12 protein-coding genes are annotated in these 16,888 nt (G+C 58.7%); 10 read left to right on the top strand and 2 right to left on the bottom strand.

Annotation, left to right across the window (positions count from 1 at the left end):
- Positions 1-4 precede the first annotated feature (4 nt).
- The 8 genes from rho (at position 5) to CL546_RS11710 (ending at position 10,070) form a co-directional block, all read left to right on the top strand.
- Positions 5-1,264 (top strand): transcription termination factor Rho, encoded by a 1,260-nt coding sequence (gene rho / locus CL546_RS11745; RefSeq protein ID WP_007151393.1) that lies wholly within the window; start codon positions 5-7, stop codon positions 1,262-1,264.
- A gap of 116 nt (positions 1,265-1,380) precedes the next feature.
- Positions 1,381-2,856 carry a 4-hydroxy-3-polyprenylbenzoate decarboxylase gene (ubiD, locus tag CL546_RS11740; RefSeq protein WP_007150632.1) on the top strand — a complete coding sequence of 492 codons (1,476 nt, stop codon included), beginning with the start codon at positions 1,381-1,383 and terminating at the stop codon, positions 2,854-2,856.
- A gap of 91 nt (positions 2,857-2,947) precedes the next feature.
- On the top strand, positions 2,948-4,306 hold the full coding sequence (locus CL546_RS11735; protein ID WP_290495179.1) for a D-arabinono-1,4-lactone oxidase: 1,359 nt from the start codon (positions 2,948-2,950) through the stop codon (positions 4,304-4,306).
- 75 nt (positions 4,307-4,381) lie between these two features.
- Positions 4,382-5,662: an alanine racemase gene (locus tag CL546_RS11730; protein ID WP_290495177.1), complete on the top strand. Its 1,281-nt coding sequence runs from the start codon at positions 4,382-4,384 to the stop codon at positions 5,660-5,662.
- Positions 5,662-6,627, top strand: coding sequence for a 1-aminocyclopropane-1-carboxylate deaminase/D-cysteine desulfhydrase (locus tag CL546_RS11725; protein ID WP_290495175.1), 966 nt, complete (start codon positions 5,662-5,664; stop codon positions 6,625-6,627). Before CL546_RS11730 ends, CL546_RS11725 begins: the two co-directional genes overlap by 1 nt.
- Positions 6,628-6,799: 172 nt before the next feature.
- A complete protein-coding gene (locus CL546_RS11720) occupies positions 6,800-7,168 on the top strand; it encodes a NirD/YgiW/YdeI family stress tolerance protein (protein WP_290495173.1) in 369 nt (122 codons plus the stop codon).
- A gap of 226 nt (positions 7,169-7,394) precedes the next feature.
- Positions 7,395-9,137, top strand: coding sequence for an SDR family oxidoreductase (locus CL546_RS11715; protein WP_290495171.1), 1,743 nt, complete (start codon positions 7,395-7,397; stop codon positions 9,135-9,137).
- 15 nt (positions 9,138-9,152) lie between these two features.
- Positions 9,153-10,070: a metal-dependent hydrolase gene (locus CL546_RS11710; RefSeq protein WP_290495168.1), complete on the top strand. Its 918-nt coding sequence runs from the start codon at positions 9,153-9,155 to the stop codon at positions 10,068-10,070.
- A 214-nt stretch (positions 10,071-10,284) separates the two neighbouring features.
- Here CL546_RS11710 and CL546_RS11705 read toward each other — a convergent pair whose 3' ends face one another.
- A complete protein-coding gene (locus tag CL546_RS11705) occupies positions 10,285-12,483 on the bottom strand; it encodes a TonB-dependent receptor domain-containing protein (protein WP_290495166.1) in 2,199 nt (732 codons plus the stop codon).
- A 295-nt stretch (positions 12,484-12,778) separates the two neighbouring features.
- Positions 12,779-14,260, bottom strand: a complete 1,482-nt coding sequence (locus tag CL546_RS11700; protein ID WP_290495164.1) for an amidase — start codon at positions 14,258-14,260, stop codon at positions 12,779-12,781.
- A 151-nt stretch (positions 14,261-14,411) separates the two neighbouring features.
- On the opposite strand from CL546_RS11700, the gene CL546_RS11695 reads away from it, so the two are divergent.
- Positions 14,412-15,422, top strand: a complete 1,011-nt coding sequence (locus tag CL546_RS11695; protein ID WP_290495162.1) for a zinc-binding alcohol dehydrogenase family protein — start codon at positions 14,412-14,414, stop codon at positions 15,420-15,422.
- Positions 15,423-15,604: 182 nt separating this feature from the next.
- Positions 15,605-16,765 (top strand): cyclopropane fatty acyl phospholipid synthase, encoded by a 1,161-nt coding sequence (cfa, locus tag CL546_RS11690; protein ID WP_290495160.1) that lies wholly within the window; start codon positions 15,605-15,607, stop codon positions 16,763-16,765.
- Positions 16,766-16,888 lie beyond the last annotated feature (123 nt).

Genomic DNA, 16,888 nt, shown 5'->3' with positions numbered 1-16,888 from the left:
GCCAATGAATCTTTCTGAACTGAAGCAGAAGCCGATTGGAGAACTTCTGGACATTGCCAAGGAACTCGGCCTCGAGAACCTGGCAAGAACCCGCAAACAAGACGTTATCTTTTCCATCCTCAAGCGCGCCGCCAAGAATGGCTCCGACATTTACGGCGATGGTGTGCTGGAAATTCTGCAGGATGGTTTCGGTTTCCTTCGTTCCGCTGAAGGCTCTTACCTGGCCGGCCCGGACGACATTTACGTCTCTCCCAGCCAGATCCGTCGCTTCAACCTGCGTACCGGTGACACCATCGCCGGTAAAATCCGGCCCCCCAAGGATGGCGAGCGCTACTTCGCCATGCTCAAGGTCAACGAAATCAACTTTGACCGCCCGGAAAACGCCAAGAACAAGATCCTGTTCGAGAACCTGACCCCACTATTCCCGACCCAGCGCCTGGTCATGGAGATCGGCAACGGTTCAACCGAGGACATCACCACCCGGGTGATCGACCTGGTCGCACCGATCGGTAAAGGGCAGCGCGGCCTCATCGTCGCCCCGCCGAAAGCCGGCAAGACCATGCTGCTGCAAAGCGTCGCCCAGTCCATTGCCCGCAACAATCCCGAAACCCACATGATCGTTCTACTCATCGACGAGCGCCCGGAAGAAGTGACCGAAATGTCACGGACCGTGCGCGGTGAAGTGGTCGCGTCCACCTTTGACGAGCCGCCGGCCCGTCACGTTCAGGTGGCCGAGATGGTGATCGAGAAAGCCAAGCGACTGGTCGAGCACAAACAGGACGTGGTGATTCTGCTCGATTCCATCACCCGTCTGGCGCGAGCCTATAACACCGTGCAACCCAGCTCCGGCAAGGTGCTCACCGGTGGTGTTGACGCCCACGCCCTGGAAAAACCCAAGCGCTTCTTCGGCGCCGCGCGGAACATCGAGGAAGGCGGCAGCCTGACCATCCTCGCCACCGCCCTGGTCGACACCGGCTCCAAAATGGACGAAGTGATCTACGAGGAATTCAAAGGCACCGGCAACATGGAACTGCATCTGGACCGCAAGGTAGCAGAGAAGCGCGTGTTCCCGGCCATGAATATCCGCAAGTCCGGCACCCGCCGCGAAGAGCGTCTGGTGAGCGAAGATGAACTGCAGAAGATGTGGATCCTGCGCAAGGTGCTGCACCCCATGGATGAAATCGGCGCCATGGAATTCCTCATCGACCGCATGAAGCAGACCAAAACCAACCTGGAATTCTTCGATTCCATGAAGCGCAAGTAAGAGGCGCTTCAGGCTGCATGCTTCAGGCAACACGCAAAACCCCGCTTCGGCGGGGTTTCTTTTTTTGTTTTTTCGCTGTCAACTATCAACTGTCCACTATCAACTGATTCCTCCCTATGAAATACCGCGATCTTCGAGACTTCATTTCCCAGCTAGAGCAACTCGGCGAGCTTAAGCGCATCACGGTGCCGGTGGACCCAAACCTGGAAATGACGGAAATCTGCGACCGCACCCTGCGCGCCGGCGGGCCCGCCCTGCTGTTTGAAAACCCGGTGGGGTTCGGCACCCCGGTACTGGGTAACCTGTTCGGTACCGAACGACGGGTGGCGCTGGGCATGGGGCGCGACTCGGTGGCAGAGCTGCGTGAGCTGGGCGAACTGCTGGCCTTTCTCAAGGAACCGGAACCGCCCAAGGGCTTTCGCGACGCCTGGGAAAAACTGCCGGTGTTTCGCAAAGTCCTGAGCATGAGCCCCAAGGTGTCCAATTCCGGCCCCTGCCAGGAAAAGGTATTGGAAGGCGACGAAGTGGACCTGTACAAGTTACCCATCCAGACCTGCTGGCCCGATGATGCCGGGCCACTGGTGACCTGGCCGTTGGTCATCACCCGCGGCCCCAACAAGGAACGCCAGAACCTGGGGATTTACCGCCAGCAACTGATTGGCCGCAACAAGCTGATCATGCGCTGGCTTAGCCACCGCGGCGGCGCGCTGGATTTCCAGGAATGGCAGCAGCAACACCCCGGCGAACCGTTCCCGGTGAGCGTGGCACTGGGCGCCGACCCGGCCACCATTCTCGGCGCCGTCACCCCGGTGCCGGATACCCTGAGCGAATACGCCTTTGCCGGTTTGCTGCGGGGCTCCAAGACCGAGCTGGTGAAATGCATCGGCAATGACCTGCAAGTACCCGCCAGTGCCGAGTTTGTCCTGGAAGGCTATCTCTATCCGGATGACATGGCTGACGAGGGCCCCTTTGGCGACCACACTGGTTACTACAACGAAGTGGAACGTTTCCCGGTATTCACCGTGGAACGCATCACCCATCGTCGTGACCCGATTTACCACAGCACCTACACCGGCCGACCGCCGGATGAACCCGCCGTGCTGGGCGTGGCCATGAACGAAATTTTCGTGCCGATCCTGAAAAAACAGTTTCCGGAAATCGTGGATTTTTACCTGCCCCCGGAAGGCTGCTCCTACCGCATGGCGGTGGTGACCATGAAGAAACAGTATCCCGGCCACGCCAAGCGCGTAATGATGGGCGTGTGGTCTTTTCTGCGGCAATTCATGTACACCAAATTCGTGATCGTCTGCGATGACGATGTAAATGCCCGTGACTGGAAAGATGTGATCTGGGCCATGACCACCCGCATGGATCCGGCCCGCGATACCGTGATGATCGAAAACACCCCCATCGACTATCTGGACTTTGCTTCTCCAGTGGCCGGGCTGGGCTCCAAGATGGGCATGGATGCCACCAGCAAATGGGCCGGTGAAACCACCCGCGAATGGGGCCGCGCCATCAGCATGGACCCGGCTGTCAAAACCCGGGTCGATGAAATGTGGTCATCACTGGGTATCGATACCCCGGAATAATCCCCGGGGTGGGCGCCGCATCACATCACAGCAGTGGCGCCCAAACACAAATGTGGTACGATCGTACAAAACAAAGATAACAAGGTCGCCCATGTCCGCTTTTTCGTCACTCAACCGCCGTGCTTTCCTGAAATCCCTGGCCGCCACCGGAGCCCTGGGCTCAATGAGTCCCGCCCAGCTACTCGCCAGCACAGGTAACGCTCCCGCCTGGCAAAACTGGTCCGGTAACCAGAGCGCCACCCCTCGGCAACTGGTGTACGCCACCGATGAAAACGTGGTGCGCGACACCATTCGCAACAGCACCGGCACCCTGCGCGCCTTCGGTGGCAGCCACTCTTTCAGTGGCATCGTGCCCACCGACGACACGCTGATTTCCCTGGAACCCATGGCCGGACTGCGCGGCACTGACGGCAACATCTTTCGCTACGGCGGCGGCACCCGGCTAGCCATGGCCAGTGCCATGGCCCACGAACAGGGCTACAGTTTTACCAACGAACCGGACATCAACCTGCAATCCCTGGCCGGCGCCATTGCCACCAGCACCCATGGCACCGGGCTGGGGCTGCAAAGCATGTCCGGCCAAATCGAGTCTCTGCGCCTGATTACCCCAGACGGTGAACCGCTGGAACTGACAGCCGCCGATGGCGATCATTTTCTTGCCGCCTGCTGCAACGTGGGTGCCCTGGGTGTCGTCACCGAAATCGGTTTTCGGCACGATCCCGCCTACCGGCTGGAAGAACACACCTGGACCCTGCCGCTTCGCGACGCCATGGATTTTGTGGAGAAGGAAAAAGACAACTTCCGCCACATCGAATTCTTCGCCTTCCCACTGGGCGATCAGGCCATCGTCAAGACCATGGAGATCACCAGTGACACCCAGGACAGCCCTACCCGTGCCGACGACAACGAGCTGTTGGAAATGGTCTCCAAGCTGGCCATGCAGGCCGGCTGGCTAACACCGACCCTGCAGAAACTGTCCACCCTCTTTGTGGAAGACAGCCGTTATGTGGGCCCGGCCAACAAAGTCTTTGCCAACCACCGCACCGTGCGTTTCAACGAAATGGAATACACGGTGCCAGCGGAACAGGGCATCGCCTGCCTGGAAGAAGTCTGCGCCGCCATTCGCCAGCATGACATCAACGTGTTCTTTCCCATTGAATTCCGTTACGTCGCGGCCGACGACAATCTGCTATCCATGTTCCATCAGCAAGCCGGCGCCAGCCTGTCGATACACCAATACTTCGAGCAGGACTACCAGCCGCTTTTCGACGTGGTAGAGCCCATCCTGCGCCGCTACGCCGGCCGCCCCCACTGGGGCAAGATTCACAACCTGGGACGCAGGGAACTGGCGGAACTGTACCCGGCCTTTGACCGTTTCCAGGCCGTGCGCAAAGAACTGGATCCACAGGGGCGGATGCTGAATCCGCATCTGAAACGCCTGTTTTTATAGGGTGAGAGTCGACCGTGCCGGGGAGGCATCATCCCGAGCCTTTGCGGCAGACACACGATTGATCGGTTATTGCTTATGAAACGACGTCATTTTCTCTTCGGCGCAGGCGCGCTTGCCGTGGGTGGCTGGTGGCTGCGACCGGACAATCGTGGTGCGGCCCATAATGCTTACTTCCAGTCGCTGAACGATACCCTGAAGCAACACGGCCCCGGTCGGCCGCTGATGCTCATCGACCGCCAGCGTCTGATTGGCAACTGCCGGACCCTGACAAGGATGCTGCCCAGCCACTGCCAACTACGCATCGTGGCAAAGTCCCTGCCCAGCGTACCGCTGATCCAGGAAGTCATGACCCACACCGGCAGCCAACGGGTGATGGTCTTCCACCAACCGTTCATGAATGCCCTGGTCGATGCCGAGCCCGGCGTGGACTTGCTGCTGGGCAAACCCATGCCCATCCAGGCGGCCCGTCGTTTCTATACCGAGCTGGGCGAGACACACCCTTTCAAACCTGATCAACAACTGCAGTGGCTGATTGATTCGCTCGCTCGCCTTGAGCAATACCTGACCCTGGCCCGCGAGCAAAACCGGCAACTCAATATCAATATTGAAATCGATGTCGGCCTGCACCGGGGCGGGCTCACCGACCCGCAGCAACTGGACGACATCATCGCGCTGATTGAGGCTCACCCTGATCACCTGCGCTTCAGTGGTTTCATGGGCTACGATGCCCACGTGGGGAAATTGCCCGGTTTTATCCAGAGTGCAGAAGAGGGCCACCGGGAAACCGAAGCCCTCTACCAGCGCTATATCGACAGGCTGTATCAACTGAACCCTGCCTACCAGCAACAAACATTGTGCTTTAACGGCGCCGGCAGCCCCACGGTAGCACTCTACGACGACACCACCGTGGTTAACGAACTCAGTGCCGGTTCCTGCCTGGTCAAGGCCAGCGACTTCGACCTGCCGCTACTGGAAGACTTCCAGCCCGCTGCCTTTATTGCCGCCCCGGTGCTCAAGCAGCTGGATGGCCTGGCTTTGCCCGGCCCGTTACCGCTGGGCGAACTCTGGCAAGGCTGGGACAGCAACCGCCGACGCACCTACTTTATCTACGGTGGTTACTGGAAAGCCGAGCCGGTGTCCCCGCCGGGGATTCAAGCCAACCCCGTGTACGGCGTGAGCACCAACCAAATGATGTACAACGGCAGCCCGGACACCGCCCTGCAGGTAGACGACCAACTGTTCTTCCGGCCGACGCAGAGTGAATTCGTGTTGCTGCAGTTTGGTGACCTGGCGGTATGGGACAACCGCGCCCTTGTCGATTGGTGGCCGCCGCTACCCCAGGGCAACGGCGCCTGATGCGCTGGCCGCTACTCACCCAGTTCCCCCATCTCGCCAGCCTGGCCCCCGTTGCACTGTGCGACCTGCCCACACCGGTGGAGCCGCTTCCCGGGCAGAGCCCCCTGAGCTGGGTCAAACGTGATGACATCAGCGCCCACCCTTACGGCGGCAACAAACTGCGCAAACTGGAGTGGGTGTTGGGCGAAATCCGGCAACGGTCGATAAAAAATGTTGTGACCCTGGGCGCCACCGGTACCAACGCGGGCCTGGCCACCGCGCTGCTATGTCAGCAAGAACAGCTGAACTGTGACATCTTCACCTTCCCCCAACCGGATTCTCCGGTGGTACAGCACAACCGCCAGCGCATGCAACAGGCCGGCGCCCAGCTGCACGACCGCAACAGCCTGCTACGGGCCGCCCTGGGCTGGTACCTGCACCCGGGGCGGCTGCGCCGCGACCACTACTTTCTCTATGCAGGCTGCTCCAACCCGGTGGCCACCCTTGGCTATGCCAACGCCATGCTGGAACTCAAGCAGCAAATCAACGACAGCTTCTGCCCGGCCCCCGCCGACATCGTGGTCGCCGCCGGGTCCGGCGCCACCGTGGCCGGGCTGCTGGTGGGCAACCAGCTCAGCGGCCTCAATGCCCGCATTCATGCCGTGCAGGTAGCCCAGGATCATCTCGGCCCGTTCTCGGTCTGCAATGCCCGGCTGGTCATTCGCATGGCCCGGCAATGCTGGCAACAACTGGAGCTGCCCTGGGAACAATTCGATACCGGCTTCCTGCAATGGCATGACGATTACCTGGGCACCGGTTACGGCCACCCCACTGCCGCCAGTACCCAGGCCGTGAATGCTGCCGCACGCAGTGGCCTGCGCCTGGAAAATACCTATACCGGCAAGGCATTTGCGGCCTTTCTCGATCTGGAAAAAACCGCCGCCCAGCCCTGCTTGTTCTGGAACACCTTCAATAGCCATCCCTGATAGGCGCCTATCCATGGGTGCCCTCGTACCGATTCTCTGTGCTGAACCTGTGAGACAGATCGCAAAAAACACCGCTTCTGCCCGGCTTTAACCGAGCTTTTACAAACATCAGGAACGACCCGCCCCCATCGCCCCACTAACCTCCTGAGACATCAACCAAGGAGGATGACTCATGAAAAAATTGATTCTTGCATCTGTACTGCTCGGCGCCACCGCCACCGTTACCGCAGGCGACACCATTACCACCGACAGCGCCGCCATCACTCAGGGCATCAAGGAAGGCACTGAAGTGCGCATGGACGGTGAAGTCGTTCAGGCACTGGGCGACGAGCGTTATCTGCTCCGTGACACGAAAGGGCAGTTCGAAATTGAGCTCGACGAAGACCTGACAGCTGACCGTCCGCTGAAAGCCGGTACCCAGCTCTCCTTTACCGGTGAAGTGGACCACGACGACGGTCGCAGCGTAGTGGACGTGAAAGAAGTGCACTCCGTAAAAGGCAGCGTCACCACTAACAGCCCGAGCGCAACGATCAGCAACTAATTCGCTGATCCCCGCTCCGACCTTGTTGACGGCGGCCTTCGGGCCGCCGTTTCTCGTTCCCCCCTCCCCTTCTGCAGCGCCCTCGCTCCGAATGCTTTCCTTGACCGGCGGGACTGCCCCCCCGGTATTTCGTGCCACAATCTGCACATTGACCGTTACATTGAGCACTGATACATTCAAAACTTGACGTCGTCCAGATGCCCGTCGCCATGTTGCAGGAGCCAATATGACCACCACCGTTCACAGCCATGGGGTTTCTCTCAAGGCCTACACCCTCGGTGACCCGAAAAAAGTCCCCGTGGTACTGGTACATGGCTACCCGGATAACCACAGCGTTTGGCAACCCGTGGCCGAGCAGCTGGCAAAAAAGTACTTCGTTATCCGCTATGACGTGCGTGGCGCTGGCGCCTCCGAAGCACCGAAGGCGCAATCGGCCTACCGCATGCACCTGCTGTCCGCAGATCTCCAGGCCGTAGTGGACACTCTTATCCCTGAGCGAGGTTTTCACCTGGTCGGCCATGATTGGGGCTCCATTCAAAGCTGGGAGTCAGTCACCAGCGAACCGCTGAAATCCCGCATCCTGTCTTACACCACTATTTCTGGCCCCTGCCTGGATCACATGGGGCACTGGATGCGCGAGCACACCCTGAATCTGTCTGCTTCCGCCAAAGCGAAAGTCTTCAAGCAGGCGCTCAGCTCCTGGTACATCGGCTTCTTTCACCTGCCTGTGTTGGCCCCCAGTGCCTGGCAAGGCGGCCTGGACAAACTCTGGCCGCAGTACCTGAAACGCCGTGAGAGCGTCAGCGAACCGGAGGCCAACCCCACCCAGGGCAAAGACGGCAAATTTGGCGTGCAACTGTATCGCGCCAACTTCAGACACAAGCTGATCAATCCGGAAAAACGCTACGCGGGCTGCCCGGTACAACTGATCGTGCCGACCCGCGATAATTATGTCGGCACGCAGCTATTCGAGAACCTGCATCAGTGGGTGGACGAACTGTATCGCCGGGATATCAATGCCAACCACTGGGTACCACTGAGCCATCCGGAAAAAATCGCCAGCTGGATCGACGAATTTGTCAGCGGTGTAGAGAAAGGCACCATGAGCGGCGCCCTGCAACACGCCCGTGTACGCCCGGCGCGCAGTGGACTGCCCCTGAATGGTAAGACAGCGGTGATCACCGGTGCTGGCTCCGGTATCGGCCGCGCCGCCGCCCTGCGTTTTGCCGCCGAAGGCGCAGACCTAGTCTGTGTAGACATCGATGAAGACAGTGCCGAAGACACTGCCGCCCAAGCACGGGAATTAGGCGCTGCGGCCTGGGCCCGTAAAGTCGATGTGGGCTCGGCCCAGGCCATGCAGCGGCTGGCCAATTGGGTGAGCAAAGAAATCGGCGGCGCCGACATCGTTATCAATAACGCCGGTATTGGTATGGCCGGCGGCGTGCTGGACACCAGCGTCAAGGAATGGGACCGCCTGCTTAAAGTGAACCTGTGGGGCGTGATTCACGGCTCACGTTTGTTCGCGCAGCAAATGATCGATGGTCATCGTCACGGCCACATCATCAACGTCGCCTCAGCCGCCGCCTTTGCACCCAACCGGAAACTGGCCGCCTATTCCACCAGCAAAGCGGCCGTGCACATGCTCAGCGAATGCCTGCGTGCAGAACTGGCCGAACACGATATTGGTGTTACCGCCATCTGCCCCGGCTTTGTCGCCACCGGCATTGCCAGTGCCACAGTCTATGCGGGGGTTAGCGAAGAAGAACAGGCCGAGAAGCGCGCGAAAGCCGATGCGCTCTACAAGCGCAGAAATTTTTCGCCGGACGATGTAGCAGACGCCATTATCAAAGCCGTGCTGAATAACCCGGCCCTGTCACTGGTCGGTGCCGAAGCCTGGAGCACCCGACTGCTTAGCCGGTTCGCCCCCGCCCTGTCACGCCGCGTGGCGCGCATTGACCTTACCCCCTGACGGAGATCGGACACCATGAATGACGCTGTTCGCCATCAAATTAAAGCCCGCCGGGTGCAATTCGATTTTGACGAAACACCGCTGCACTGGCTGCGCGATGATCCGTTTTCAACCCATATCATCAACGGTATTCACTTACTGCTACCGGAAGGTGAACTGTGGTTCTGCCGGGTCTACAACCAGGCTTTGCCTTTCGTTAAAGACGAGCAACTACGGGCAGATGTAGAAGGATTTATTCGTCAGGAAGCAGTGCACTCTCGCGCTCACAGCAAAGCCCAGATCTACCTGGAACGCCACGGCCTGAGCGTTGAGCCATTCCTGAGCAAAGTAGAATGGCTGTTTGGGACTGCCTTGGCTGACGCGCCTTTCGGTTTAACATTGCTGCAGCGCCAGCCACTGAAAAAACACTGGCTGGTATTGCGGGTAGGCATCATCGCCGCCATCGAACACTTCACCGGTGTGCTTGGGCAATGGGCCATGGATAACGAAAGCTGGGAACAAAACGGCGACGCCACCATGGTCGATCTTTTCAAATGGCATTTGGCCGAAGAAGTAGAACACCGCACTGTTGCCTACGACCTGTTTGAACACCTGTGTAAGACCCAACTGGGTTTTTACGTCAGCCGCCAGGCATTGATGGCTCTGGTATTCCCGCTGTTCATCTATTTCATCGCTGAAGGCGGTCGCAGCCTGGCAGGCCAGGACCCGGATAAAGAAGCCCGCAAATTAGCACGAAAACTGATCCCTCAACTGCTGATGCAACTTCAGCAGGTCGGCCAGAAAACCCACAACGTGCCCACCTTTAGCTTTTTGTTCAACGCGACCCTGCGCTGGATTTCACCACGCTTTCATCCGATCAATGAAGGTGACACCCAACAGGCTCTGGACTACCTGGCGCGCTCTCCAGCAGCGCAGGCGGCAGCAAGACTGTAACGCGGTTGCCACATCGTGGGCATTTTCACATCACAGAAACGCTCTCCCGATAGTAAAACAGCATGGCGAGCCACACCGCCATGCTGTTAACGCTAACGGCCGCAAGAGCTCCAAGTCTTGCCGCCTCTATTCCAACGGCTCTATGCCAACATGCAAAATAAAAAAGGCCGCTGATTACAGCGGCCTTTTTCCCAATCTGAAGATTTACCAATAATCAGAAAGTCACATTTGCTGAAAGCCACAAACGCCGACCTTCCAGTACTGCCCCCTTGGTCGAGCGGCTGAAGTGGCTATATTCGCTGGCATACTCTGTAGACCCACTATATTCATATGCCTTGAAGCTACGGAAATCCTTGTTCGCCAAATTTTCCACCGTAGCACTCAGTGTCAGATGGTCATTCATCTTGTAGCTGCCGCCCAAACTGAACAGCTCATACGCTTTAAGATCCCCAACCGCCTCATAGATCGCCAGATCCTGGCCTGTCAGATCACTGGTGCGGCCATCAAAGCGACGGCTCTCACCGCGGTAATCCGCTTTCAGCCACAGGTTCAGGCGATCAGTGCTATGCCAGTTTAATTTGGCATGGGCCATATGGCGCGGCGTATCCGCCAGCTTGCCATTGCTTACCCCATTCTCCTTCACTTCACTGTCGGTATAAGTGTAGTTCATGCTAAGCGACCAGCGCGGCGCTAGCGGGAAGGTCGCTGCCAATTCCAGACCTTCCGTGATCGCTTCATCCAGGTTGATCGACTGACCGAAATCTTCCTGTTGGAAACCGGAACCAAAGGAGATACAACCGGGTAAATTCGGGTTTGTCGGGTATTCACAGTTTGGAATGGAAGGACCAGACGCAATCTTGTCATCAAAATCATTACGGAAAACCGTAGCGTTCGCAGACAGTCCCTGGCTCCCTTGATAGTACAACCCTACTTCTTTGCTAAGGCTGGTTTCAGGTTCCAGATCGGGGCTACCAATGGTGAGAATCGTGCCCTGCCCGGAAACGCCCACAACCCCATCGTGCAGCTGATCCACCCTTGGGGTTTTATATCCTGCAGAGACACCGCCTTTCACCGTCCAGTTTGGCGTCGCACTCCAAACCGCATAGGCTCGCGGACTGGTATGACCACCGAATGCTTCATGGTCATCGTGACGAACGCCCAGGGTTAGCGCCAGGCTCTCCAGGATTTGCCATTCGTCTTCAGCAAAAACGGACCAGGTGGTCTGCTCGAAATCTTCCGTAGCGATGCCATCGGTCATCTCCGCTTTCCACCATTGCGCACCCAGCGTGGCGTAATGATTGTCCCCTACCGGGGCCATCAGCTTGGTATCGAATACATAATTGGTGGTTTCAAGCTCACGGGGATCCATGACATTTTTTCCCGGGATACCGGAATTACCACCGGTAACAGGATCAAAGGGCGCCGTTGGATTACCCGGAATGGTACGGCCTACTGTCTCGGTATAATTACGCATCAAGCTGGATTCCACCCGACCAAACCCCAGCTCACCATCATGACCAATAGCGATCTGTTCACGCTTGAACTCAAGCTCATCATCGTAACCACGCCAATTGGTCGCCGAGTCATTACTACTTAATTTACGATTTGAGGGCGAGCCGTTGTCGTAGGTCTGCTGGGCAACATCTGCATCCAGCCAAAAATCATGATTTTCAACAGAAATAAAATCCAGGCGGGCACCAATGCTCTGCACTTTTGCATCCACCAGGCTCTGGCCTCGAGAGTTGAGAGATGCCGTTGTGCTATCCGCGTCGCCAGTAGGCTCCAGCTCTGAGCCCCGCCGTCTGTAAGTACTGCCGCGAACCGTCAAGCCCAGAGCATCCTCAACCAGCGGACCACTCAAGTAGAGAGACGTACTGGCGGAATCGCCAAATTCATCCTCTTCCTGCAAGGTATAATCCTGGGAAATGGTGCCGCCCCATTTTTTACCCACCCGGCGCGTAATGATATTGATCACCCCACCCATGGCATCTGAGCCATACAGTGTGGACATGGGGCCACGAATCACTTCAATTCGTTCAATAGCAGAAACAGGAGGAATAAAACTGGTATTGAATTCGCCAAAACCGTTGGGCGCGATGTTGCCCGCCGTATTCTGACGGCGGCCATCGATCAGGATCAGCGTATATTCCGAGGGCATACCGCGCATGCTAATGTTGAGGCCACCGGATTTACCCGTGTTGCCTCTAACGTCGATACCCTCCACGTCATCCAGCGCCTCAGCCAAACTGCTAACCCGCTTTTGCTCTAATTGCTCGCGGGAAATCACCGAAATACTGGCCGGCGCATCAGTAATTTTCTGCTCGTACCCCGCAGCGGAAATCACCTTGACCTCGCCAAGCTCATGGCCCGGTTGTTCTTCCGCGATCACCGGCATAACCAACCCGTTCGCCATTACCCCAGCTAAAACTGGCACCCCAAAAGACCGTTTCATCCTCTACCCCTTGCGTTACGACACAAATCAAAGCGGCAAGGAGTATTTATTAAACGATAATTGTTATCAAACGCGAACAGCGTTCATTATGTAAGATTTGTAAGGCCCGCTACGCTAGTGAAGTCACAACGGCACAAAGAAAACTTAACGGCATATTTTGTATACGGCGCCTCTTTGCCCGACAAAAACCGGAAACGCGATATTGCGGATAAGCACGAAAAGGAGGGCGCACCTTAAGATACGCCCCGAAAAGACATTACATTGGCACCTTATCAAACCAGGGCGCCGCGGCTTCCAACTGTGCCGCCAGCGCCAGCAGCTTGCCCTCATCTCCGTGACCACCAACAAATTGTGAACCCAACGGCAGGCCGTTCTGGCACCAATGCAAGGGCACGGACATGGCCGGCACCCCGGTCACGTTGGCGAACTGGGTAAAGGGCATATATTTGAAATTCTCCATGGCCATCTGTTCGATCATGCCGGTTTTCATCAGCAGCTTTTCCCCGCCCACCTTGAGCAACATCTTCAGTGCGGCCTGCTGCCACGGCGGCGTCGCCATGGCACCGATACCCGCAGGGGGCATGGCCAGGGCGGGGGTGAGCCAGAAATCGTACTTCTCCAGAAAGGTATCCATGGCAATCATGTACTGCTGCCAGCGGGTCTGGCATTTCACGTATTCATGGGCCGGGGTGGCGCGACCAAAAGCGGCAATGGCCAGGGTATCCAACTCGAAGCCCTCATCACCGCAACCGGTAATGGCCTTGACCTCATCCACTTCGGCTGCACACTGACCAAACCAGACCGACAGCCAGTCCATGCACATCTGTTTGGCGTCCATCTGCGGCTCGGCCTCGACCACTTCGTGGCCCAGGTCCCGCAACAACGCCACGGTTTTCTCCACCGCCCGGATCGCTTCCGGATCCACATCGGTACCCAGCGGCGAGCGGGTGGAAAAACCGATGCGTAACTTGCCAGGCCGACTGGCAGCAGCCAACGCGTAAGCCTGCTTTGGCGGGGCAATCTGAAACAGGCTACCGCGCTCGTCGCCCTGGGCAATATCCAGCAGTAATGCGCTGTCTCGGACGCTACGGGTCAGCACATGATTGACCGCTATCCCGTGCATGGCCTCAGTAAATTCCGGCCCCCAGGGGGTGCGCCCACGGCCCGGCTTGAGGCCGAACAAGCCACAACAGGCAGCGGGAATTCGAATACTGCCGCCACCATCGTTGGCGCCAGCCACGGGGACCACACCGGCTGCGACCATGGCTGCCGAGCCTCCGGAAGAACCACCGGGAGTATGGTCCGGGTTCCAGGGGTTGCGCGCCGGCCCGAACGAATCCGGCTCGGTAATCCCCTTGGCGCCAAACTCCGGCGTATTAGTACGACCGAACGGGACCAGCCCGCCCTGCTTCCAGCGTGCCACCAGGGTGGAGTCTCGTTGTGCATGAACATCACTGGCCTTGCGCGCTTTATTACCCTGATAGTTGGGCGCACCGCCAATTTCCTGAAACAGATCTTTCACCAGCATGGGCACACCCGCCAGCGGCCCACTCAGGGGCCCCGTGGCCTGTTCTCGTGCCATGTCGTACAACGGAATAATCAAACCATTCAATTGCGGATTCACCGCGTCGGCACGGGCAATCGCCAGTTCCAGCAGCTCCGCCGCCGTGACCTCCCCCCGCGCCACCAGATCGGCAAGGCCAATGGCATCAAACTGACGGTATTCTTCAAACTTCATTGTGCTCTCCCTTTTGCTGTCCCGAAGCGCTGGCGATGACCTGCTGCCAGACGATAAAGCCATACTGTGGCATAGTCTGCCCAGCCAAGTGTGCCAAACCGTTGCACGCAACACTTGTGAGAATACGTTAGCGATCCGCGAGGGAACCGAAATGAAAGCGATTGGATTCAATCAACCCAGAGCTATCGAAGATGTTCACGCCCTGGAGGATATCCAGCTCGACCTGCCCTCTCCCGGTCCGCGGGATCTGCTGGTCGCCGTGCAGGCCGTCTCCGTCAATCCCATTGACACCAAACTGCGCCAGCGCCCCCTGGAGCAGCCCGGTTACCGGGTGCTGGGGTTTGATGCCGCCGGCGTGGTGGAAGCGGTGGGTGCGGAAGTGGAAAACTTCAAAGCCGGCGACCGGGTCTGGTATGCCGGCGCCGTGCAGCGCCAGGGCAGCAACGCGCAACACCAGTGCGTTGACGAGCGCCTGGTGGCAAAAAAACCGGACAGCCTGGGCATGCAGGAAGCCGCCGCCCTGCCGCTCACCGCGCTCACTGCATGGGAAGCCCTGGAAGATCAGCTTGGTTTTCAGCCCGGCCAATGCGAAGGAAAAAATGTGCTGGTGATCGGCGGTGCCGGTGGCGTGGGCTCCATCGCCATCCAGCTGGCGACCCACCACTTCGGCCTCAAAGTCATTACCACCGCGGGCCGGGAAACCTCTGCCAACTGGTGCCAAAGCCTGGGCGCCCATCACATTGTGGACTACCGCAAACCATTACTGCCGCAGCTTGAGGCCATCGGCTGCCCACAGATTGATGGCATCTTCATCACCCAGAACCTGGACGACTACTGGGCCACGGCCTGCCAGGCCGTGGCCCCGTTCGGCGGCATCTGTGCCATTGTCGATGCGCGCGCTCCGCTGGATCTGAACCCCCTGAAAGCCAAAAGCGCCCGCTTCAGCTGGGAATTCATGTTCACCCGCGCCATGTTCGCCACGGACATGCAGCGCCAGGGCGACATCCTCAGCCAGCTCAGCGCACTGGTGGATCAGGGCAAAATCCAGAGCACCGTCAGCGAGGGGCTCGGCACCATCAATGCCGCCAACCTGAAAGAAGCCCACCGGCGGCTGGAGTCAGGCGGCACCATCGGAAAGCTGGTTCTCGCCGGCTGGGAATAACCCGCAGGCCGGATACCCCTCTTGCCGGTGGCCACACACAGGAGAACAATAGGGACTGTGCGGTTATCCGCGTTTGCGCGCGCAACAGCGTGTTATAACCGACACAGGCAACACCGAACGGGCAGCCGAGCTGTCGCCCAGAACCGACTCCGCCATCATCGCTAGCGACGAAAGGAGGCGTTATGTCTGGCCTGCATCACCCCGATTCTCTGCCCTCGCATCAGCACACCGGCCTGGCCGGCCGGGTTCACGACGTGCTGGATAGCGCCGATATCCGCATCAACGGCTCCCGCCCCTGGGACATGCAGATCCACCACCCTCGCACGCTCACCCGCATTGCCCTGCAACGCTCACTGGGCCTGGGCGAGTCATACATGGATGGCTGGTGGGACTGCGACGCACTGGATGAACTGTTCCGGCGACTGCTGCGCCACGGCGCCAACGGCATCAGCCAGAACCTGCTACAACGGGGCCTGCAATGGATCGGCCAGTGTCTGTTTAATCGGCAGAATCTGCATCGCGCCAAGGATGTGGCCCTGCAGCATTACGACCTGGACAACAGCCTGTTCGAGGCCATGCTCGACCCGACCATGAGCTACAGCTGCGGTTACTGGCAGCAGGCCGACACCCTGGCTCAGGCGCAGCGAAACAAACTGGACCTGATCTGCCGCAAGCTGGAATTGCAGCCCGGCATGACACTGCTGGATATCGGCTGCGGCTGGGGCGGCCTGCTGGAACATGCCAACCGTCACTACGGCGTGCGCGGTGTGGGCATTACCCTGTCCAAAGAACAGGCAGCCCTTGCGACACAACGCTGCGCTAAACATGACGTGGATATTCGCCTGCAGGATTACCGCACCTTGCAGGGGCAATTCGATCGGGTGGTATCGGTGGGCATGTTCGAGCACGTGGGCCGACGCAATTACTCCGTCTTCATGGCAAGTTGCGCCCAGCGGTTACGGCCAAAAGGCCTGATGTTGCTACACACCATCGGCAGCAATGTGAGCAGCCACCACCACGACCCCTGGATCGACAAATACATTTTCCCCAACGGCGAACTGCCGTCCTGCGCCCAGATCAGCCGTACCGCCGAACCCTGGTTTGTGGCTGAAGACCTGCATAATTTTGGTGCCGATTACGCCCGCACGCTGCGCGCCTGGGATCGCAATTTTGTCAGTGCCTGGCCACAACTTTCCCGGCGTTACAGTGACCGTTTCTTCCGCATGTGGCGCTATTACCTGAATGCCTGCGCAGGGGCGTTCCAGGCCCGGGATCTTCAGTTATGGCAGTGGGTGTTCAGCCATACCGGCGGGCGCCAACGGGTCTACACCGGCGCCCGTTAACGGGCAGCCATTCTTCCCCGGGGCCGACAATGTCGACAGGCACCACAGTGTGCTCTTCGACAGGGTCCGGGCCAGCAGGGCCGGCCAGGCCTCGGGATGCGCCATCGGCCGGGGCATCCGCTG

Source organism: Alcanivorax sp., from assembly GCF_002726155.1.
Classification (GTDB): domain Bacteria; phylum Pseudomonadota; class Gammaproteobacteria; order Pseudomonadales; family Alcanivoracaceae; genus Alcanivorax.
This window is presented reverse-complemented; position numbering and strand designations above follow the sequence as displayed.

Coding starts and splice junctions, on each gene's coding strand:
- rho (WP_007151393.1), top strand. CDS start 5: ATGAATCTTTCTGAACTGAAGCAGAAGCCGATTGGAGAACTTCTGGAC.
- CL546_RS11730 (WP_290495177.1), top strand. CDS start 4,382: ATGAAACGACGTCATTTTCTCTTCGGCGCAGGCGCGCTTGCCGTGGGT.
- CL546_RS11720 (WP_290495173.1), top strand. CDS start 6,800: ATGAAAAAATTGATTCTTGCATCTGTACTGCTCGGCGCCACCGCCACC.
- CL546_RS11700 (WP_290495164.1), bottom strand. CDS start 14,260: ATGAAGTTTGAAGAATACCGTCAGTTTGATGCCATTGGCCTTGCCGAT.
- CL546_RS11695 (WP_290495162.1), top strand. CDS start 14,412: ATGAAAGCGATTGGATTCAATCAACCCAGAGCTATCGAAGATGTTCAC.
- CL546_RS11705 (WP_290495166.1), bottom strand. CDS start 12,483: ATGGCGAACGGGTTGGTTATGCCGGTGATCGCGGAAGAACAACCGGGC.
- CL546_RS11710 (WP_290495168.1), top strand. CDS start 9,153: ATGAATGACGCTGTTCGCCATCAAATTAAAGCCCGCCGGGTGCAATTC.
- CL546_RS11715 (WP_290495171.1), top strand. CDS start 7,395: ATGACCACCACCGTTCACAGCCATGGGGTTTCTCTCAAGGCCTACACC.
- CL546_RS11735 (WP_290495179.1), top strand. CDS start 2,948: ATGTCCGCTTTTTCGTCACTCAACCGCCGTGCTTTCCTGAAATCCCTG.
- cfa (WP_290495160.1), top strand. CDS start 15,605: ATGTCTGGCCTGCATCACCCCGATTCTCTGCCCTCGCATCAGCACACC.
- ubiD (WP_007150632.1), top strand. CDS start 1,381: ATGAAATACCGCGATCTTCGAGACTTCATTTCCCAGCTAGAGCAACTC.
- CL546_RS11725 (WP_290495175.1), top strand. CDS start 5,662: ATGCGCTGGCCGCTACTCACCCAGTTCCCCCATCTCGCCAGCCTGGCC.